The sequence below is a fragment of the Streptomyces sp. ICC1 genome (assembly GCF_003287935.1).
In the GTDB taxonomy this organism is placed as follows: Bacteria; Actinomycetota; Actinomycetes; order Streptomycetales; family Streptomycetaceae; genus Streptomyces; species Streptomyces tritrimontium.
In genome coordinates this window covers 6,801,145-6,821,020 of record NZ_CP030287.1, presented here as the reverse complement: position 1 = coordinate 6,821,020, position 19,876 = coordinate 6,801,145, and the positions used below count along the sequence as shown (strand labels likewise).

Genomic DNA, 19,876 nt, shown 5'->3' with positions numbered 1-19,876 from the left:
ATACTCCAAAAGGTTTCGGGTGTGGGGAAGGGCCGTGGCCGCGCGGTTGCGCGGCCACGGCACGTCATGAGTGGGACGGGGTCGGTCAGCTGCCGGCGCCGAAAACGGTGTCGGAGATCTGCTGGTTGTCCTGCATGGCGCCGGACCACAGGCGCATGCCCTTGATCTCGCCGGGCAGGAAGTTGCCCCAGGCGCTGTTGGTGAAGCCCTTGCCGACCGCGAGTTCTCCGCTGCCGACCGCGGCCGTGTAGGCCTCGGGCTGGTTTTGGCCGGCCCGGCCGACATAGAGGGTGATGGTCCCGCTCTGGGCGTTGTGAACACCGGTCACCTGCACACCCGAGTTCAGCACTGCCAGTTCCTTGCTGACGACCGACGTGCCTGTGCCGTCGGCCGTCAGGCGGCCGAAGTGCCAGAGACCCTCGACGAAGAGCAGATCGTTGTCCGGGTCCTGCTCGTTCGGCTCAGGACGGACACCGGTCTTCTCGAACCACAGGCCCCAGGAGGAACCGGTGGCGGTGCGCTGGCCGATGACCTGGACCTTGTAGCCGTCCGGCTTGTCCAGCAGGCGGGCGTTGTCGAGGTTCGCCTCCGCCGTCACCGTGAAGGAACCCGAGTCGTCGACCACCGGGCCGGCGGCCGTGGCTGCCTGGGTGGTGCCGTTCAGGACCAGGGCCCCGTTGTTGAGGGAAGCGCCGGCGCCCGGGGTGAGCGGGTGGCCGCTGCCGGAGATGTCGGCGAACGTGGTGCCCGGCTTGGAGAGGTCCCACATGGCGGCCAGATCGACGTGGGGCTTGTCGGTGTCAGGGTTGATGAGGGAGGCGTCCTGCTTGATCTCGACGGCGCTCTTCTCGTCCTGCCAGGCCTTGACCTCGTCGATCCGGCCCGGGAGCTGTTCTGACCAGGCGGCGTTCTGCTTGGCGGCGCCGATTGCCATGACTCCGGTGGAGGCGATGGGGTTGGTGACGGTCATCTGCCCTTGGAGCTGTCCGTTGACGTACAGCTTCGCGAGGTCGGTGGTCTCGTTGTAGGTGGCGGCGACGTGGGTCCACACTCCGGCCTGCGCGGGGTTGAGACCGTTCAGCCGGCTGATCGCACCGTTACCGCCCGCCGTGTCGTTCGTGGCCATCTGCATCGACCATGGCTGGCCGGCTGTGGCGGTGATGGCGACACCGCTGAAGTTCTTGCCGCTCTGGCCCAGCATTGAGAAGGTGCCGTCCGTGCGGTCCAGGCGGACCCAGCCGGCCACGGTGAAGGAGGTGCGGGTGTCGAATACCGGCTTGGAGCTGTTCGCGTACTGGCTGTTCGTGAGCTGGAGTGCGCGGTCCTCGTGCGGGGTGGGCGTCTGCACCCAGCCCCTTCGGCCGGCCTGGGGCCGCTGGGCCCCGGCGGTGAGGTACATGTTCTTCTTGAGCGCCGGGTCGGTGGTCGAGGTGTCGATGGCCTGGCCGGAGGCCTCGTCGAAGGTCCAGTAGCCGATCGGGTCGGGGCCTTCCTTGACCGCGAAGTCGACGATCCTCGTCGCGCCCCAGCGGCCCACGGAGTCCTTGGCCTTCACGCTCAGCTTCATCGTCCCCGACAGCGGCGGGGTGATCGCCACGGTCGGGTTCGAGCCGGCGATCTCGGTCCACGGGGTGGTGTCCGTGGACAGCTTGTACTGGAATGCGGTGACGGTGTCGCCGCTCGCCGGAGCGAAGGTGAACTGACCCGCCTGGCCGGGCTTGCCGGCCGCCGTGCAAGCGGTACTGGTGCACTGGCTGTACGGGGCTCCGAAGGTGACCGCCGGCATCTTGGGGGCCGTGGAGTCGACCTTGAAGTAGCAGTCCGCACTGGGAGCACTGGTTCGTTCGTTGCCGTCGGCGTACGAGCGGGTCCAGGTCCGGAAGCGGTACTGGGTGCCGTCCGTCAGCGTGACGGGCGGGTCACTGGTGACCTTGACGTTGTCCCCCACGAATCCCGAGGACGGCCGGCTGACGTAGTCGGCGTCGGCCGCGTTGGCCTTGACCGGGGTCCAGGTGCCGTTGGTCTCCTTCTTCTCGGTCTGCATGAGGATCCGCAGCTGGGCGCCGGGCTCGCCGCCCCACACGGTCTCGGTGATCGCGGTCATCGCCGGCGTCGGGTCGGAGACGATCGACGGCTTGGCCACGTCGCCCGAGCAGATCTCCCCCGTGCCCGTGACCAGGCCGACGTAGATGGGGGTGTTGGGCTTGCCGATGTAGTCCACGGACAGGACCGCGTCATTACGGAACCGCTTCCACGCCGCGGTGTCCGACTCGTCCTCGGCACGGAGCTCCAGGTCCAAACGGTTGTAGCGGCCGTTGGCGAAGTCACGCACGGTCGGGGTCAGGTTCTCGTCCGGCTCATCCGCGGCATCCGCGAACTCGACCGGGGCCGCCGGCGAGTTCGGGTCACAGGCCGATCCCCGGCCGGCCGACAGCCAGCGGTCACCCATCAGGTCGGCGTAATTGGGCTTGTTGCCCCAAGTGGTCGACGGACCGATCTCTGCGTCCATGCGCACCAGCCACACGTTGCGCGTATCGCACTGGAACGCCCACGGCTCGGTGATCCGGAAGCGTGCGTTCAGGACTTCCTTGCCGACCAGCTTGTTCGGCGAGAACTCGAAGTACAGGCGCTGCACGTAGCCCGGACCGCAGTAGTAGCCGTTCCACGAGCCGCACTTGCCCATGCCCTTGCCCATGCCGTCGTCCCCGTTGTCCCAGTTCCAGAACGAGACGCCGTCACTGCGCAGGGCCGTGTGCTCCGTACCGTCGTCCAGCGCGACGGAGGGGTCGATGTAGAGGGGGAAGGCGGCCGGGTCGCTCTGCTTGAGGAGCGCGGCGTCCGGTACGACGGCCAGCGAGTCGGCGTCGACGTGAACGGCCATCTGCGCGACCTGAGAGCCGAGCGCCGGACCGTCCCCGGGCTCCGCCACCGGCTCCGCTCCCTCGGGCGGCTTCGGGAGGGCCCCGCCCTCGGACTTGGCCGCGAAGACCTTCTCCTTCGCCGAGAGGGCGGGGGGTGCGGGCACGCCCTTGGAGTCCCACATCAGCGCCGGGGGCGCCTTGAAGACCCGGTTGCCGTTCGCATCGGTGGCGGACAGGCCGCCGTCCTTGCTCGCGTTGAGCTGGATGTCCTTGGCCTTCAGGTCGAACTCGACGCGCGCCAGCTTCGGGTTCTTCGCCGCCTCCGGCGTCTTGACGACCAGGACCTCGCGGTAGCCCTTCAGCGTGGCCGTCATCCTCAGATCCACACCCGGCATGACCTCCGGGTAGACGGCGCTGTCACCGTCCAGGACCGGCTTGGGCAGCGGACCGCCCTGCCAGTCCAGAGACATGGCACGCCCACCGTGCTCGATGGTCACCAGATCGGCCGCGTCACCACCACCCGAGAAGCTGACACCCGCCACCGCCGCCTTCGGACCCACCGAACCATCCGCCCGGACCTCCAGCGTCGCGTCCGGCGCGACCCAGCCGGAGCCGCTCTTCGCCTTCACCCGGACCGGAACGGCCGAGGTGTCCAGACGGAACGACTTCCCGTCCGGATTCGCGAACGTCGTCGACGAATCCGTCCGCTCACTCACCACCTCGACGGGCTTACCCGACTTCTTCGCGTCCTTGAGCGCCTGCTCGTTCTCACTCACCGGCGCATCAGCAGCGGCAGTTGGCGGCGCATACGCCGAAGTGAAACCCATCATGAGCGTCAGCCCGAGCGTGGTCGCTACGGCATAGCGCAGCTGCCTACCCTCGATTACAGACATATTTCCCCATCTTCTTTGGCGCAGAGGCCTCCCCAGCCCCCACACCGATTCAGCATTCCGCCGCAGCGGTCGAACATTGATTGCATGCTGCTGGCTGCCACGGAGAGGAAATTTTTTCTCCGCGCAGCGCGGGAGGGAAGGACTGGTTCGCAAGTCCCTGGTATCCCGCTATGGCCAGCTAGCCTGAATAGGTCCGCAGGATCCAGGAGATATGCGGGTAGGCTAGACGTGGCGAAATTGCATTCTGGACTGGTCTCAATATCCCGCGATGAATAGACGGACGCTGAGAGGCCCCCCCATCAGTCCGTCTGTCGCAGATAGACAGTAGATCATGACTTCACTTCTGTGAAGAGAGGGAGGCTGGGTGTCGCTCCAGTTGGCTTCACCTGCATGGCAACTCCCTTTCTGTGAAAGGTGTTTTGTGGCCAAGTCCGGTGCCGTGAAAACCGCCTGACGCGGCGATAGGGCGTAAGTGGAAATTCAGGACAAAGTGTACCTATGGGTTGTGGATTTGGATAATTTGGCAACCTTTTGGTGCTCAGGGCCGATTGAGTGGACCGAGCCTCGACAGTCCGACTGCGGACCTCTGTGACAATTCGATCCGCCTCGGATTCGCGCCCACGACGCGGAGTCGCCGCAAGGAGGAGACCTGCGGCAGCGTCAGATGGGTAGAGGGGACCGGGGGCCGCCGGGCCCCCCTCCTCCCAGGCGAGGAGGGCCGGGAGCCGGTGGGCGGCGCCGGGGGCGGCGAACAGCAGCATCCGGCCGCGGTGCACGGCGGCCGGTCCGGACCCGGGGCCCTCGGCCCAGAGCAGGTCCAGCATCCGGCGCCCGAGGACGACGGGGACGTTGACCACGTCGAAGGCGGTCCCGCAGGGCAGGACGGCGGGCGCGGTGGGCCGGGCCTGCCAGGCGGCCAGCGTGCCCTGGGGGTGGGCGGACGCCGAGGCGAGCCAGGCGGCGCCCGCCGGGGTGACATGGGTCGCGGGGGCGCTCGTCCGCACGTCGAGGGCGGGGCAGCCGGTCAGGATCGTCATATGACAAGGTCTACCCGCTGTAGCGGACCGGTCCCCGGGAGTTACGGGAAACCGGGACGCGCCGGGTGCTCCTGGGGTATGTTGCGTCCCGCATATGCCAGTGGTCGGACCCACCCGGCGCCGGGCCGGCCCCGCGGCGGCTGCCGCCGGGGCCCGGGCGCCGGGCGCTCGGCCGCCGGGCCCTAGCCGCCGGCCCTGGCCCCGCCCGGCTCAGGGGCCCTCGGGCGCGGTCCCGCGGAGCAGGGACTCGCCGAACTCGATCATCTTGTGCGCGTAGTCCTCGGTCCACTCCGCCTGCTCGGCGATGGTCCGCGCGGACAGCCGGTCGAACCGCCGCGGATCCGCCAGCTGGGCCGCCGCCACCGCCTGGAACTCCACCGCCCGCTCCTGCGCCGCCCGGAAGGCCAGCGTCAGCTCGGTGGCCCGGACCAGCAGCTCCCGCGGGTCGTCGATCGATTCGAGGTCGAAGAAGTGCTCCGGGTCCGTGACGGTCTCCGACGGCTCGAAGAGCAGCTGCGCGGGCCGCAGCCTGCGCTCGGTCCGCTCGGGCTCTGCCATGCGTGTCCTCCTGCTGCACGTGGGAAAGGCGCTGGGCCGAAAAGCTTCCGGGCCACCGTCCATTGTCCAACGTCGCGCAAGATGGCCCGAGAGGGCCCGCGCACGGGGTCGCATCGGCTAGAACATGCGTATGGCCGATGGTGTGCACGAGGAACTGGACCGGCTCTGCGACGAGGGAGTCGAGCAGGTGATCGGCTGGCGCCGGCACCTGCACCGCCATCCCGAGCTGCCGAACCGCGAGGCAGCCACCGCGCGGCTCGTCGCGCGGGAGCTCACTTCTTTCGGACTCGACGAGGTCCGCACCGGCATCGCCGGGCACGGCGTGGTCGGGGTGCTGCGCGGCGGCCGGCCCGGCGGGCGGGTGGCCGCGCTGCGGGCCGACATGGACGCCCTGCCCGTCCCGGACCGCTGCGGCGCGGAGTTCGCCGCCGCCGGCCCGGCCTCGCACGCCTGCGGCCACGACTGCCACACCGCGATGCTCCTCGGAGCCGCGCGCGCACTGGCCGACGTACGGGTGCGCGAACGGCTGCCCGGCACCGTGCTGTTCGTGTTCCAGCCCGCCGAGGAGGGGCCGCCGGTCGGCGAGGACGGCGGGGCGCGCCTGATGGTGGCCGAGGGGGCCTTCGCCGACCCCGTCCCCACCATGGCCTTCGGCATGCACGTCACCCCGCACCCCAAGGGCTGGGTGGGCTACCGGTCCGGCCCGATGTACGGCGCCTCCTGCCTGGTCCGCGTCACCGTCACCGGCCGCCAGTCGCACGCCTCCTCCCCCTGGCAGGGCGTCGACCCGATGCCCGCCGCCGGGGCGCTGCTGACCGGGATCGGCCAGCTCTACCGGCAGGTCCCGGCGTTCTCCCCGGTCACCGTCTCCATCGGCCACATCGAGGACGTCGGCCGGTACAACGTCATCGGCGAGACGGTCACCCTGTGGGGCACGATCCGCTGCGCCGAGGAGCGGGACATGCCCGAGGTCAAGCGCCGGCTGACGGTGCTGGCCGAGCACACCGCGCTGGCGTACGGGGCCTCGGCGACCGTCGAACTGCTCCAGGACGTGCCCGCCGTGCGCAACGACCCGGCCTGGGTCGAGGCCGCGCTGCCCACCCTGCGCCGGGTCGCGGGCGCGGACCGGGTGGTGGAGGTCGGCGGCACGCTCGGCTACGACGACGTCTCCGAGCTCATCACCCGCTTCGGCGGGCTGTACGTGATGCTCGGCGTCCAGGACACCGCCCTGGACCCGGCGAGCGGCGAACCGGTCGCCGTCCCCGGCGGCCGGGGCCTGGTGGGCAACCACCACCCCGCCTTCTACGCCGACGACGCCACGCTGGCCACGGGCGTACGGCTGCACGCGCACGCCGCGTACGACCACTTGGCGGGGACGCTCGTCACGCACTGACCGCCGCCTTCGCCGGGGCGGCGAGCTCGTCCAGTACCGCCGCCGGCTCGTCCGCGAGTCCCGCGGGGGCCCGGAACCCGTCAGCCATGACCAGCCCGCTGATCCCGGGGACGTCCGCCGAGGCCCCGGCGTCCGCACCCGCCTCGGCGTCGAGCGCACATCCCGCTGACCCGCCGACTCAGGGATTCCGGCTCACCTGGTACTCGAACGGGTGAGGTTTCGAATGATTGGCTTCCTGCCCTCAGAAAACAGGATCACCATGGAGTTTCATCGATAGGGGACTGTGTGGGGGGAGTGAGATGCCGTACAGGCCGTCACCGGGTACTCGTGTCCTGAAGATGCGTCGCATCAGTCGGAATTCCGAGGACAGCTCTGCTTTGGCGCGTCAGGTCGAGGCCTTGGACGGCGCAGCCGCTGAGGGCCGGTTCGATGTGGTGGGGGACGTAGAGGACTCGTTCATCTCGGGGGCAGTCCGCCCTGACGAGCGGCCTGGCCTCGGTAGGTGGATGCGTGAGCCGCTCTGGTACCGGTGGGACGCGATCATGGTCACCTCCCTGGACCGCATCACTCGGAACCAGACGCACTGGGAGATGTTCGCCGACAGGTGCTACCAAGACGGCAAGGACGTCATCTGCCTTGATGACCCGGCCTTGGACATCACTCCTGGCAATGGCCGGATGATCGCTTACATCAAGGCGACACAGGCGCAGGAGTACCGCGAAGCCATCGTGCAACAGCGCCGGAATCAGACTCAGTACTACCGCGATGAATGTCTTTGGGGTGGTGGGACTTGGCCCTTTGGCTATCGGCCGGTCCTCGCGGAACATCAGGGCCGGCAGCGCTACAAACTGCTCATCGACCCGGTGACGGGCCCCATGATCCGTGAGGCGTACGAGCGAATCGCGGAGCAGGGGTGGTCCATGAGCCGCCTGTGTCAGGACTGGAATGAGCGTGGTGTCCTCACGTCGCAGGACTACCAGCGGAGCGTCAACGGGGGCGAGAGGAAGGCCGGGGTCAAGACGGCTGTCAAGGGGACCAGGTGGACCACGTCCACCCTGGGGAAGATGCTGAAGAAACCGATCCTCAGGGGGATCGCCATGCATGGAGGCGAGCCGCTCCTTCGCGATGGAGTTCCTGTTCGATGGGCTGATCCCGTCCTCAGCGATGGGGAATTCGCCAAGTTGCAGGCGGCGGTATCCGCGCTAGGTCGACATCGTGCCGGAATCAAGTCCAACGCGTCTCCCATGACGGGACTGCTCTACTGTCCGTGCGGCAGGAAGATGTACGAGAACAGCTCGATCGGGAAGCTGAGCACGGGAGAGATCCGGCACCACAAGTACTTCCGCTGCTCTTCCTGGTCCAACGGCAAGGCGTGCGATTTCTCTGTCTCCTGGCCTCAGGACCAGGTGTACGCAGCGGCGGAGCGCGCGGTCCTCGGCAAGCTGGGTGGCGAAGAAATCACCCAGCGTCAGTACGTACCGGGTAGGGACAACAGGAAGCAAATCAAGGAACTTGAGCGTGCCATCGGCAATCTGTCGCAATCGATCGCCTTGGCCGCATCTCCTGTAGTGGTGGCCTCCCTGACCGGTGCGATGGAGCGGCATGCGGCCAACCTTGAGGAACTGATGGCTGAGCCGTTCGTTCCAGGTCGGTGGGAGGTTGTTGGGACCGGCCAGACGTACGCCGAGAGGTGGTCCGAAATGAACGGCTGGAAGGAGCAGGGGCCTTTCCTTCGCCAGGCTGGCATTCGGCTCTTCATTCGGAGCCGACCCAGGGCGAACGCGCGGCACATGGCCATCTGCATCATCACGCCGAATGACGTCGCCGAGAGGGCGAGTGATGCCTTGGCTGAATCTGTTGAGCCGAGCGACGAAGAGGCATGGAGCCTTGAAGCCTTGAAAATCTTCCAGGAGGTCCTGGAGACAGAATCGACCAATCGAGGTCCAGCCTCTCCTGAGTGAGACCGCGGCCCCCCTTTCCACCGGGGGCCTTGAGAGGATGTCTCACGTGGATAGGCTCCGAGCTCCTTGCAGCAGGTCGGGGCGGTGACCATAGCTGACCACGGCTCCGCCGGTTGTTGCGGACCACGTACGGGATCTTGAGACCATGAGCAGCCCATGGCAGGCTCGTGCCGCATGATCGATGATTTCGCGAAAGACAACCTGCACAAGAGACTGCGGCGGGACCGTGAGGCGCTGCTCTGGAAGCTCGACGGCTTGTCCGAATACGACGCGCGCCGGCCTCTGACGGCGACCGGGACCAACCTCCTCGGCCTGGTCAAACACGTGGCCACGGTCGAGGCCAGGTACTTCGGCGAGGTCTTCGACCGCCCTTCTCCGGAGCCGCTTTGCCGGTGGCAGGACTCCGACGGCAGCGATCTATGGGCGGCCGAGAACGAGACGCGTGGTCAGATCGTCGGGTTCTACCGGCGCACGTGGGAACACTCGGACGCGACAATCAACGAGCTTGCCCTCGACGCCCCCGGCCACGTGCCCTGGTGGCCGGAGCCTTATGCCGACACGAACCTGTTCGCCATCATGGTCCATGTCCTCGGCGAGACCATCCGGCATGCCGGGCACGCCGACATCCTGCGCGAGGGCGTAGACGGCCGGACCGGGATGCGCGCCGAACACGAGCAGCCGATCGACAAGGAAGCCCGCGCAGCCTCCTTCGCGAAGATCGAGCAAGCCGCCAGGATGGCCACACCAACCACCGCGTAGGGGCTGTTCCACGACATGACGTGATGTTCGAACGGCATGATGCCGGTCGTGAGTGCTGATCTGTCGAAGCGTCTGGTTCCTGATGAGCTCTGAGAGCTGGTTGCCCCGTTATTGCCGTCGTTCGCCGCTCGACCGCAAGGTGGTGGGACCGCTCCGTGTGACGAACGGGCCGTGTTCACGGCAGTGGTCTACGTGCTGACCAGCGGCTGTGCCTGGCGGCATCTGCCGCCGACGTTCGACACGTCCTCCGCCACCGCGCATCGGCGCTTCACGGTATGGACCGAGGCCGGCCCATGGCGTCGGCTCCACCGGGCGGTGCTGGACGAACTCGGGGCCCGGGGCAAGGTGGACTGGACCTCGGCGATCGTCGATGCGGCCCCTGTTCGCGCCAAAAGAGGGGATCGCTGACGGGGCCGAACCCGGTCGATCGCGGCAAGAAGGGCAGCAAGCTGCACGTGCTGTCCGATGCCCAGGGCGTCCCACTCACCGTCGCCGTGTCCGGCGCGAACATGCACGACAGTCTCGCCCTCAAGGTCGCGCGCATCGCGCGGCCAGGCGTCGACTCCGGCGAACGCCTCGGCCGGTACCGCTGGAAGATGTCGATCGCTTGGCTCTTCGGCTACCGCCGCTTGACCGTCCAGTACGAACGAAAGGGCTCAAACTTCCTCGCCTTCCTCGGCCTGGCTGCTGCCCTGACCTGCTACAAGAAGCTCGCGAAACTTGCCACGTGAGACACCCTCTTAGGCTGGTGGCGGCCTATGGCCGCCACGAGACGCGGTGGTTGGACCAGAAGTCCCACGTTGACATCATCGCCTCCCAGCCGTCGGGGAACTTCACCGTCACGCCCAGCTGGACCGGTTCCGTCGACGGGTGGTCGTCCAGCAGCTCCGCTATCCCCGCCCGGGCCACCACCACGCAGGCGTGCCGGTGCCGCGAGGCCAGGACGCACAGCCGGCCCGTCTCCAGGTGGAAGGCGGTCGCGTCCGGGCGGCCCGACAGGGGGTGGAGGACCACCGTGAGGTCGTACTCGCGGCCCTGGAGCCGGTTCGCCGTGTCCACGGTGACCCCGGTGACCCCGAGCGCGGCCAGCGCCGCGCGGACCGCCGAGGCCTGGTCGCGGTGGGCGGTGCCCACGGCGATCCGGTCCGCCGTCAGCGGGGACGGGCCGCCGGGCCGCTCGTCCACCGTCACCGCGCCCCGGTCCAGCGCCCGGCGGACCACCGTCGCCACCGCCCGCACCGCCTCCGGGTCCGTCCGGGGCGTGTGCCGGGCCGGCAGCTCCAGCAGCCCCCAGCCCGACTCCGCGGCCTCGTCCAGCACCCGGTCGGGGCCCGAGCCGTCGCCCGCGACCCCGTAGGACATCCGCCGCTCGCCGGGACCCGTACCGCTGCGGAACGGCGTGTACGGGTAGAAGGCGCGGGAGACCAGCGGCGCGGCCGAGGCCGGCAGCCGCCACGACACCGGCAGCCGGTGCTGCGGCAGGGTCGGGTTGTGGGCGAGCAGGGTGCTGACCGCCGAGGCGGAGGGGTCGTAGGACAGCCCCGCCCACTGGTCGGCGCCGACCACGCTGAAGGGGTCCAACTGGCCCGGGTCGCCGACGAACAGCGCCCGGTCGAACAGCCCGGCCACCGCCAGCAGCGCGTCCGAGCGCATCTGGTACGCCTCGTCCACGATGGCGTGCTCCCAGGGCTCCACGTCCTTGACCCACGCCCACTTGGCCGCCGTGGAGATGGTGACCGGCAGCTCGGCGAGGTCCGCGGGCTTCGCCGAGAGGACCACCGACTCCAGCTCGCGCAGGGCCGGATCGTAGGCGTCCGCGTCGCTGCTGTGCAGCCGGCCGACCTTCAGCTCCGGATCCTTCCCGTGCAGCCGCAGCACCAGGTCGTCGACCTGCGCGTTCGTCTGCGCGACCACCATCAGCCGGCGCCCGGCCGCCGCCAGCTCGCGCGCCGCGCGCACCACCAGCGTGGACTTGCCGGCCCCGGGTGGGGAGTCGACGACCACGCCCCGCGCCGTGCCGTGCAGGGTGTCGTGGAGGATGGCCGCCGTGGCCCGGTCGGCCGCGGTGCCCGGATCGAAATTCACAGGAGGTCCTCGTCGGTCACGGGGTCGGGCAGCGGCAGCGCGGGCGCCGATCCGGTCAGGTGCGCGGGCGGACCGCCGTGGGTCCACGGGGTCTGCTCGGGGTCCGGCAGCTTCGGGCCGCCGCGGGAGTCGTGCTCGAACAGCGTCCAGCAGACCCGGTCGCCCTTCTCCGGCACCGAGCCCGCCTCCGGGTCCCTGCCGCGGCCCATCTTGTCGAGCAGGCGCAGCACGAGCCGGCCGTCCTCCTCCCAGCGCACGAACCGGGCGCTCTGCGGGCGGCCGTCCAGCGAGCGGAACACCTTCGCGCCGCCGTCACCGCCCTCGCCGCCGCCGGCGAGCTGCGGCCGGTCCTCCGTGGCCACCGTCACCAGCGGGCGCGGGCTCGGCCGCTTCGCGTCCGTCCACTCCATGACCACTTCGGTGACCTCGCCGGCGAAGGCCTCGCCCGCCAGCCGCCGGCCCGCCATCACCAGCGGGTCGTCCAGCGCCTCTTGGGCGTCGAGCCTGACCTGCTCGGTCTCCCGCTTCGCGAGCTTGCGCGCGGCCGTCACCGCGTCGTCCAGGCGCGGCTGCGGCCCTTCGCCGGCCCGCACCCGGTCCCGGTGCCCGGTGTACGACCAGCGGTCCCCGGTCCAGCGTTCCTCGGCCCGCTCACCGGCGGGCAGTTCGCGCAGGAGGCCGACGGCCTGCCACACCGCGTGCCAGGTGCTCTCCATCTGGGCCGTGACCAGCCGCCGGACGGCCAGCTCGGCGGACCGCGTGCTGCTGCCGCCCCCGTCGCCGCTGCCGCTGCCGCTGCCGTCGCGGAGCGCGGCCGCCCGGGCCGCGTCGAACTTCGCGATCGCCGGGGCCAGCAGCTTGTTGTCGAACGCCGGATCCGTCGCGGGACCGGCCGGCGGGAGGAGCAACTGGCCGTCCGCGCCCCGGCCGAGCTCCGCGCGCAGCGCCCGCTCGGCGCCCGACTCGCCCCGCGGGGGGTCGATCCACGCCAGCAGCGCCTGCAGGTGCTGGTCCTCCAGGTTGCTCTGGCCGCTCGCCCAGTGCCGGGCCAGCAGATCCGTCGCCGACAGCAGCATCGAGGACCCCGGGACCCGAGAGCGCTCGGAGAAGTGCGTGAACCAGCGCCCGAGCAGGGGCACTTGGGCGGGCGCCGGATAAGGGTTCTCGGGATCCTCCTCGGCGGTCCGCCGGAACCGCATGGACCGCCCCAGCAGCCTCACGTACTCCACGCCGGCGCGGCTCGGCACGATGAGCTGCGGCGCGTCCACGCACAGCTCGGCCGCCACCTTGACCCGCTTGCCCGTCTCCGGGTCGGTCTCGGTGTGCTCGGCCGGCTCGACGTCGTCCGCGTACGAGTCGATGTACGGGATGAGGTGCCCGGCGAGCTCCGCCAGGAACTGCCACCGCAGGTCGCGGTCGCGCGGCTGCGGTATGACCAGGATCCGCGGCGCGTCCCGGTCGGTGCCGAACATCGCGCCGAGCGGAGCCCCGGCCTCGCCCGCGGTCGTCAGCGGTACGAAGACCAGCGGGCGCTCGCTCAGATGCCGGTGCCGGACGGTCGCCAGGGCTTGCGCCCGGCCGGACCGGACCGCTTCCAGCCGGGCCAGGGTGGTCAGCAGGGACACGGGGCGTCCTCCGGGCGGATGCGGGCGGCGGCCTGCTCCAGCGCCTCGGCGCGCAGCCGGGCGGCGTACCGCAGCGCGGCCGCGGTCGGATCGTCGGGGGAGGGGGCGGGGGAGGTGTCCGCGCCGGAGGTGGTGGCGGTGGCGGTGGCGCCTGGGCACGTGCGGCCGGCGGCCGCCGCGAGGGCCGCCTCGACGGTGGTCAGCGCACCCAGCTCGCCCCGTACCGAACGGCCCAGGGCGGTCACCTCATCGGCCCCGCGCGCCCGCTCCCGGCAGTGGAAGGCCAGCTCGCAGGCGGCCAGGCACTCGGGGGCGTAGGCCGCGGACACGGCCGAGACGGCCTCGGTCAGTTCCTCGGCGGAGCGCGCCGGATCGAAGCTGAGCCCCTCGGGCAGGGCTGCGGCCAGCTCCTCGACCCGGGTGAGGCGCTCGAGCTGGCGCCGGGTCACGGAGCGCTCGCGGCGGACGTCGACGGCGGCGGCGGTCGGCAGGTTCGAGAAGTCCTTCGGGCAGACGAGCAGCACGGTGTGCCCGACCTCGGCGCCGGCCAGCTTCGCGGCGGTCGTCTCCAGGGCCAGCACGTAGACGGCGGCCTGGCGGGCGGCGGCGCCCACCTTGGCGGCGTCGGCGGCCCCGTCGATCATCGGGAAGGACTTGATCTCCACGACGGTCCAGCGGCCGTCGGGGTGCACGACGACGGCGTCCGGCTCCAGGTAGGCGGGGGAGCCGGCCACCTCCAGGGCGAGCATCGGATGGTCGAGCAGGGTCCAGGCCCCGGCGGCGGTGGCGTCCCGCAGCGCGAGCGCGGTGCGGGCGGCGCGGCCCTGGGGCCCGGCGGCGGTGAGGTCGGGCACGAGGGCGTCCGGCCCGGGCGGCTGGGGAGGCTCGGGCGCGGCGCCCCGGCCCGCGCCGATGTGCTCGTACACCAGGCGCAGGAGCTCGGCCCCGCCGTCGCGCTTGACCTTGGCCTCGAAGGAGTTGCCGCGCACGATGGCGAACTGCGACTGCCCGAACGCGGCGGGCGAGCCGAGGGCCGCCGCGAGGGCGGTCTTGTCCACACCGGCGCCGTCGAGCAGGGCGCGTCTGCCACAGCCCGGGTTGGCGGCGAGCGCCGCCAGCGCGCGGGCGTCGAGCGGGCGGGGCGGGACAGCGGGGCCGCGCAGGTCAGCGAGCCGCTGCCGCAGTGTCCTCGGGGGCCGGGTCGTCGGCTGCGAGGTCTGTGGCGGCGAGGCGCTGGACGGGTAGGAGCTCACCCGCGGAAGTGTCCCATCCGCCACTGACAATCGTGGACTTACGGCGGAAACCGGAGTCCAGGTCGGTGTCCGCGGCGGATCCGCCGGGCAGGGACCGGGCCGCGAGGAAGCCGATGCCCATGACCGCGGCCCCGGCGACGGCGTCGAGGAAGTAGTGGTTGGCCGTGCCCATGACCACGACGGTGGTCACGGCGGGGTACGCGGCGCCCAGCGCCCGCACCAGCGGCCCGCGCCCGAGCCGCCACAGCAGGATCCCGCACCACAGGGCCCACCCCACGTGCAGACTGGGCATGGCGGCGAACTGGTTGGTGAAGGAGCCCAGACCGCGCGGGGCGCTCGCCTCGCCGCCCCACCAGCCGTAGCCGCTGTACCGGGCCATCGTGTCGACGAACCCGTACGAGCCTTCGAGCAGCCGGGGCGGGCAGGTGGGCACCAGGGCGAAGCCGATCAGCCCGAGCAGGGTGGAGATCATCAGCCAGGACCGGGCGAATCGATACTGCTGGGGGCGCCGCCGGTAGAGCCACACCAGCACGGCCGGGGTGACGAGGTAGTGCAGGGAGGCGTAGACGAAGTCGGCGGGTATGCCGAGCGCCGCGTGGTGGGTGAAGATCCGGTTGAGCGGCCGCTCGAAGTCCATCCCCAGCAGTTCTTCCAGCCGCAGGATCGCGAGCCCGTGGTCGACGGCGAGCCGTACGTCGCCCCGAGCGAGGAGCCTGCCGCCGGAGTACGCGCCGTAGACGAGTCCCAGGAGCAGCAGTTCTGCCCACCATCGAGGGGGCTGCCGCCTATTAGTCATACGGCGTATGACGTGTGGGGAGGGACGGAGGTTGCGCGCCGTTCACGTGATGGATGATGGTCAGATGACGGAATCCCCGCAAAGCCGTGCGAATGGTTCCGCCGGTGCCGTCCCCTGTTCCGTCCTCCGCTCCGCCCCTCGTTCCGTCCTCCGCTCCGCCCCTCGTTCCGTCCTCCGCTCCGCCCCTCGTTCCGTCCCCTGTTCCGTCCCTCGTTCCGTTGCTCCGCCCTCTCGACCGGGAGAACTCATATGGCCCCCCGCATCCTCTTGGCCCGTCACGGCCAGACGGCGTGGTCCCAGCTCGGCAAGCACACCGGCCGCACCGACGTGCCGCTGCTGGAGGAGGGCAGGCGCGGCGCGAAGCTGCTCGGCGAGCGCCTCGCCCGCGATCCGTGGGCGAGCCTGCGCGGCCTCGAGGTGCGCACCAGCCCGCTGGTGCGCGCGAGCGAGAGCTGCGAACTGGCCGGCTTCGGCATCCAGGCGGAGCCGTGGGACGCGCTGATGGAGTGGGACTACGGCGACTACGAGGGCATGACCCCGGCCGAGATCCAGGCGGTCCGGCCCGGCTGGCTGATCTGGCGCGACGGGGTCCCGGGCGGCGAGTCCGTCGCGGACGTCTCGGCCCGCGCGGACGAGGTCGTCACCTGGGCCCGTTCGGCCGAGCGCGACGTCCTCGTCTTCGCCCACGGCCACGTCCTGCGCACCCTGGCCGCCCGCTGGCTCGGCTTCGAGGCCTCCTTCGGGGCCCGCATCCGCCTCGATCCGACCTCCCTGTCGGTCCTGGGCTGGGCGTACGGCGCCCCCGCGCTGGAGCGCTGGAACGACACGGGCCACCTGGACGGGTAGCCGTCGCGGTCGGGCAGCCCGCTCCGCGGCGCGAACTGCCGTACCTCATACCGGGGTTGGCCGGACCGGGCCGCGCTCAGGCCGAGGCGTGGCGCGTCAGGAACGCGCCCACGCGCGGCGAGCGCTGGTGCGGGACCAGGGTGCGGGCCGTCGCCGCCAGCATGGACCGGATGCGGGTCGACTGGACCTCGGCCAGCAGGTCCAGCACCCGCCCTGTCACTTATACACATCGTCCGCGTCGGCGTCCGACTCGGGGGCGGCGGGGCCGGGGGCGGCGCGGCCGGAGCCGGGCGGGAGCTTCACGAAGGGCGCCTTCGTGCTCGTACTGGCCACGGTGCTGGTGCTGGCCGCGAAGCGGATCCTGGGGCGGCGCCCGGCCCGCCGCCCCTGACCCCGGCCGGGTGGGCGTTCGGGCCCTTCGGGGCTGTCCCCTGCCCGCCCTTCCACCGTTCCCTGGGGCTCCGCCCCGGACCCCGCGCCTCACACTCCCCCGGCTACCGCTGGGAGGTGCCCCCTGGCGGGGCTGGATCTGCCGACCGGCGGCCGGATCCAGCCCCGGGGGCCTCCTGGCTACGCGCCCTGGATCGGGATCTGGTGGGACGCCGTCGGGGACGAGCCGTTCACCGGGGTGCCCTCGGCCGCCGGCGCCGTCGCCGTCGGGGGCTGGGACATCGTCGACAGGAGCTGGCGGGCCAGGCCCAGGCCCGTGCCGCCCATCGTCAGGGCCTTCGCGAACATCTCCGACATGCCCTCCGCCCCGTTCAGCAGGATCATGTGCTCGACGTTGCCGAAGGCACCCGCACCCGCCTCCACGATCGCCGGCCAGTTCTCGGCCAGCTGCTGCGCGATCACCGCCTCCTGGTTCTGCGCCAGCGCGGCGGCCCGCGCCTTGATCGCCTCCGCCTCCGCCAAGCCCTGCGCCTTCGCCGACTCCGCCTGCGCCAGGCCGTTCGCCTTCGCCGACGCCGCCTCCGCGAGGCCCTTGGCCTGCGTCGCCGCCGCCTCCGCCTCACCGCTCGCGCGCGTCGCCGTCGCCGCCGCCAGGCCCCGCGCCTCCGTGGCCTGCGCGTCGGCCGCCGCGGCCGTCGTCACCCGGGTCGCCTCGGCCGCGGCCGCCAGCTCCGTCTCCTTCGCCTTGGCCTGCGCCGCCGAGATCCGCGCGTCGCGGTCCGCTTCGGCGCGGGTGCGGGTCTCGTACGCCGCCGCGTCCGCCGGCTTGCGCACGTCCACCTGAAGCTGCTGCTCGCGCCGCTGCGCCTCCAGCTCCGCGACCCGCGTCTCCTGGACCACGACCTCCTGGCGCGCCGCCGCCTCCGAGAGCGGGCCCGCCTGCCGGGCGGTGGCGGCCGCCTTGTCCCGCTCCGCCTGGTAGCCCGCCTGGAGGATCTCGCTGTCCCGCGTCGCCTCCGACATCCGCGCGAAGGCGGCCTGTTCGGCCTCCGTCGCCCGCAGGTTGGCGTCCGCCTGCGCGATCCGCGCGTCCCGCTGGACCGCGGCCGCGTGCGGCATCGCCAGGTTCTTGATGTAGCCCGTCGGGTCCTCGATCTCGTGGATCTGGAGGGAGTCCACGATCAGGCCGAGCTTCTCCATCTCCGTACCGCACGCCGCCCGGGTCTGGCCGGTCAGCTTCTCGCGGTCGCGGATCATGTCCTCGACCGTCAGCCCGCCCACGATGGAGCGCAGATGGCCGGCGAAGACGATGTGGACCCGCTCGGGCATCATCTTCTGCTGGTCCAGGAAGCGGCGGGCCGCGTTGGCGATGGACACGAAGTCGTCGCCGATCTTGAAGATGACCACGCCCTTGACCCGCAGCGGGATGCCTTGGTGGGTCACGCAGTCCACGTTCAGCTGGGTCTCGTTGAGGTCCAGCGACAGCTTCCGCACCGCCTGCACGCCGGGCAGCACGAGCGTTCCGCGCCCGGTGACGATCCGGAAGCCCATGCCCTCCGCGATGCCCTCGGTCTTGTGCGCGGAGCCGGAGATGACCAGCGCCTCATTGGGCTCGGCCACCCTCCACATGAGCTTGAACAGGCCGATCACGGCCACGATGGTGCCCACGACCATGCCTGCCAATACGCCGATAGGCATCGGCAACTCCCCCTGTTCCACGGCGGCGTCCGCCACCGAGAAGGCGAGTCTGCGCCCGTGTCAAGGCGGCGTGAAGACGGCGGAGGAGTCTTGTCGCCATCTTGGTACGCGGGGCTCCGACGCCCCCGACGCCCCCGACGGCCGGTCAGTCGCCGTACGCGGCCATCACGTACACCGTGCGCGGCGGAAGGTGTTCGACCACCGTCACCACCGTCCCGACGGCGAGGCGCCCGGTCCCCGGGGCCGGGTGCGCCAGGAAGTGCTCCGCACCGCCCCGGATCCGCACGATGACCTCGCCGACCAGCCCCGGCCCGACCGTTCCCGTGACCCGGCCGTCCAGTCCCACCATGTCCGATTCCCCCATGTCCCTGAGCGTACGCGGCTATCCGCGCCCCGGGTCCTCGTCGAGCCGGTATTCCTCGGCGTCCGCGTGGTAGCCGTACAGCTCCCCGTAGCGCCCCCAGTCCGTCGCCGTCTCCAGCTGCCGTTCCAGCTGCTCGCTCGTGTAGTGGTGCGAGAGCAGGTCGCGGAAGAACCCGGCCCGCTGGGTGCCGCCGCGCGAGCGCTGCAGCGTGGTGTGGATCAGATGGACCAGCGGGACCTCCATCGCACCCTGAGCGAACAGCTCCTTCGACTCCTGTACGTCGGCCCCCGCGAAGGCGCTGCCGCGCGCGGTCAGCACCAGGTGCAGGTCCCGCACCTCGGCCAGGCCGAGCAGTTCCAGGCCGTCCACCAGGGGCAGTACGTCGTCCACCTCCAGGCCGAGCTCGTCGGCGAGGTCGGCGAGATCCTCGCTGTCCTCGCCGCCGGCCCCGGCGGCCCGCTGGAGCACGATCTCGGCGAGGCCCGCCATGCCGTCGACGCTGGCCTCCGGGAGCGGGGTGTTGGCCGGGGTCCGCTTCGCGGGCGGGGTGGCGGCCGGGGTCTTGGCGGTGCGCCCGGTCATCACCGCGTACACGGCGTCGACGATCCGCTCGAACTCGGCGGAGCTCCGGTCCCGGGGGCGGGCCAGGTCCACCGGGAAGGTCTCCTTGATGGTGCCGTAGGGGCGGGAGCCCAGGACCACCACCCGGTCGGCCATCAGCACGGCCTCCTCGATGTTGTGCGTGACCAGTACGACCGCCTTGGCGGGGAAGCGGTCCGAGGCCCACAGCTCCATCAGCTCGCCGCGCAGGTTCTCGGCGGTGAGCACGTCCAGCGCGGAGAACGGCTCGTCCATCATCAGCACCTCCGGCTCCACGACGAGCGCCCGGGCGAAGCCGACGCGCTGGCGCATCCCGCCGCTGAGCTCCTTGGGGTAGGCCGACTCGAAGCCGTCGAGGCCGATCAGGTCGATCGCCTCCACCGCCTGGCGGGACCGTGCCTCGCGGTCCACGCCCTTGGCCTCCAGACCCAGTTCGACGTTCTGCTGGACCGTCAGCCAGGGCAGCAGCGCGAAGGTCTGGAACACCATCGCCGTGCCCGGGTTGGCGCCGCGCAGCTCCTCGCCGCGGTAGGTGACGGAGCCGGAGCTCGCGGGGATCAGGCCGGCGAGGCAGCGCAGCAGGGTGGACTTGCCGCTGCCGGACTTGCCGAGGAGGGCGACGATCTCGCCCTCGCGGATCTCGAGGTCGATGCCGCCGAGGACGGGCAGTTCGCCGTCGGCGCCGGCGTAGGCCTTGGTGAGGGCCTCGGTCTTGAGGATGGTGGCGGCCGCGGGGCTGGTGGTCATGGGCGCGCTC

The 19,876-nt window shown here is 71.1% G+C and carries 13 protein-coding genes and 3 pseudogenes; 5 read left to right on the top strand and 11 right to left on the bottom strand.

The annotated features are described in order from the left end of the window. Positions 1 to 85: 85 nt before the first annotated feature. The 3 genes and pseudogenes from DRB96_RS31940 to DRB96_RS31930 form a co-directional block, all read right to left on the bottom strand. A complete protein-coding gene (locus tag DRB96_RS31940; RefSeq protein ID WP_239516598.1) occupies positions 86 to 3,637 on the bottom strand; it encodes a LamG domain-containing protein in 3,552 nt (1,183 codons plus the stop codon). A gap of 809 nt (positions 3,638 to 4,446) precedes the next feature. Continuing rightward, positions 4,447 to 4,791: pseudogene (locus DRB96_RS31935) on the bottom strand (bifunctional DNA primase/polymerase); the annotation flags it as partial. 210 nt (positions 4,792 to 5,001) lie between these two features. Next, positions 5,002 to 5,349: a hypothetical protein gene (locus tag DRB96_RS31930; RefSeq protein ID WP_112451591.1), complete on the bottom strand. Its 348-nt coding sequence runs from the start codon at positions 5,347 to 5,349 to the stop codon at positions 5,002 to 5,004. 130 nt (positions 5,350 to 5,479) lie between these two features. Here DRB96_RS31930 and DRB96_RS31925 point away from each other — a divergent pair, with 130 nt between their 5' ends. The 4 genes and pseudogenes from DRB96_RS31925 to DRB96_RS31910 all read left to right on the top strand — a co-directional run bounded on the left by DRB96_RS31925 (position 5,480) and on the right by DRB96_RS31910 (position 10,193). After that, on the top strand, positions 5,480 to 6,742 hold the full coding sequence (locus DRB96_RS31925; RefSeq protein WP_112451590.1) for an amidohydrolase: 1,263 nt from the start codon (positions 5,480 to 5,482) through the stop codon (positions 6,740 to 6,742). 299 nt (positions 6,743 to 7,041) lie between these two features. Further along, on the top strand, positions 7,042 to 8,703 hold the full coding sequence (locus tag DRB96_RS31920) for a recombinase family protein (protein WP_112451589.1): 1,662 nt from the start codon (positions 7,042 to 7,044) through the stop codon (positions 8,701 to 8,703). Positions 8,704 to 8,877: 174 nt separating this feature from the next. Continuing rightward, positions 8,878 to 9,462, top strand: a complete 585-nt coding sequence (locus tag DRB96_RS31915) for a DinB family protein (RefSeq protein WP_112453937.1) — start codon at positions 8,878 to 8,880, stop codon at positions 9,460 to 9,462. A 96-nt stretch (positions 9,463 to 9,558) separates the two neighbouring features. After that, positions 9,559 to 10,193 (top strand): annotated as a pseudogene (locus tag DRB96_RS31910) (IS5 family transposase). A gap of 25 nt (positions 10,194 to 10,218) precedes the next feature. Here the strand turns inward: DRB96_RS31910 and DRB96_RS31905 are convergent. Genes DRB96_RS31905 through DRB96_RS31890 form a run of 4 tightly spaced genes read right to left on the bottom strand, consistent with a single transcriptional unit; the run spans position 10,219 to position 15,221 of the window. After that, positions 10,219 to 11,547 carry an AAA domain-containing protein gene (locus DRB96_RS31905; RefSeq protein ID WP_112451588.1) on the bottom strand — a complete coding sequence of 443 codons (1,329 nt, stop codon included), beginning with the start codon at positions 11,545 to 11,547 and terminating at the stop codon, positions 10,219 to 10,221. Next, a complete protein-coding gene (locus tag DRB96_RS31900; protein WP_112451587.1) occupies positions 11,544 to 13,172 on the bottom strand; it encodes a hypothetical protein in 1,629 nt (542 codons plus the stop codon). The genes DRB96_RS31905 and DRB96_RS31900 overlap by 4 nt, the downstream gene beginning before the upstream one ends. Next, on the bottom strand, positions 13,160 to 14,425 hold the full coding sequence (locus DRB96_RS31895; protein ID WP_112451586.1) for a hypothetical protein: 1,266 nt from the start codon (positions 14,423 to 14,425) through the stop codon (positions 13,160 to 13,162). Before DRB96_RS31895 ends, DRB96_RS31900 begins: the two co-directional genes overlap by 13 nt. After that, positions 14,337 to 15,221 (bottom strand): phosphatase PAP2 family protein, encoded by an 885-nt coding sequence (locus DRB96_RS31890; protein ID WP_112451585.1) that lies wholly within the window; start codon positions 15,219 to 15,221, stop codon positions 14,337 to 14,339. Before DRB96_RS31890 ends, DRB96_RS31895 begins: the two co-directional genes overlap by 89 nt. 249 nt (positions 15,222 to 15,470) lie before the next feature. On the opposite strand from DRB96_RS31890, the gene DRB96_RS31885 reads away from it, so the two are divergent. Beyond that, positions 15,471 to 16,067, top strand: a complete 597-nt coding sequence (locus tag DRB96_RS31885; protein ID WP_112451584.1) for a histidine phosphatase family protein — start codon at positions 15,471 to 15,473, stop codon at positions 16,065 to 16,067. A gap of 76 nt (positions 16,068 to 16,143) precedes the next feature. Here the strand turns inward: DRB96_RS31885 and DRB96_RS31880 are convergent. From DRB96_RS31880 to DRB96_RS31865, 4 genes and pseudogenes are all read right to left on the bottom strand, one after another. Further along, positions 16,144 to 16,278 (bottom strand): annotated as a pseudogene (locus tag DRB96_RS31880) (tetratricopeptide repeat protein); the annotation flags it as partial. A gap of 359 nt (positions 16,279 to 16,637) precedes the next feature. Next, the gene (locus DRB96_RS31875) at positions 16,638 to 18,155 is read right to left on the bottom strand and encodes a flotillin family protein (protein ID WP_239516409.1); all 1,518 of its coding nucleotides are present in this window, start codon (positions 18,153 to 18,155) and stop codon (positions 16,638 to 16,640) included. Positions 18,156 to 18,300: 145 nt separating this feature from the next. Next, positions 18,301 to 18,519, bottom strand: coding sequence for a hypothetical protein (locus DRB96_RS31870; protein WP_112451582.1), 219 nt, complete (start codon positions 18,517 to 18,519; stop codon positions 18,301 to 18,303). A gap of 18 nt (positions 18,520 to 18,537) precedes the next feature. Beyond that, the gene (locus DRB96_RS31865; protein ID WP_112451581.1) at positions 18,538 to 19,866 is read right to left on the bottom strand and encodes a nitrate/sulfonate/bicarbonate ABC transporter ATP-binding protein; all 1,329 of its coding nucleotides are present in this window, start codon (positions 19,864 to 19,866) and stop codon (positions 18,538 to 18,540) included. Between the last annotated feature and the right edge of the window lie 10 nt (positions 19,867 to 19,876).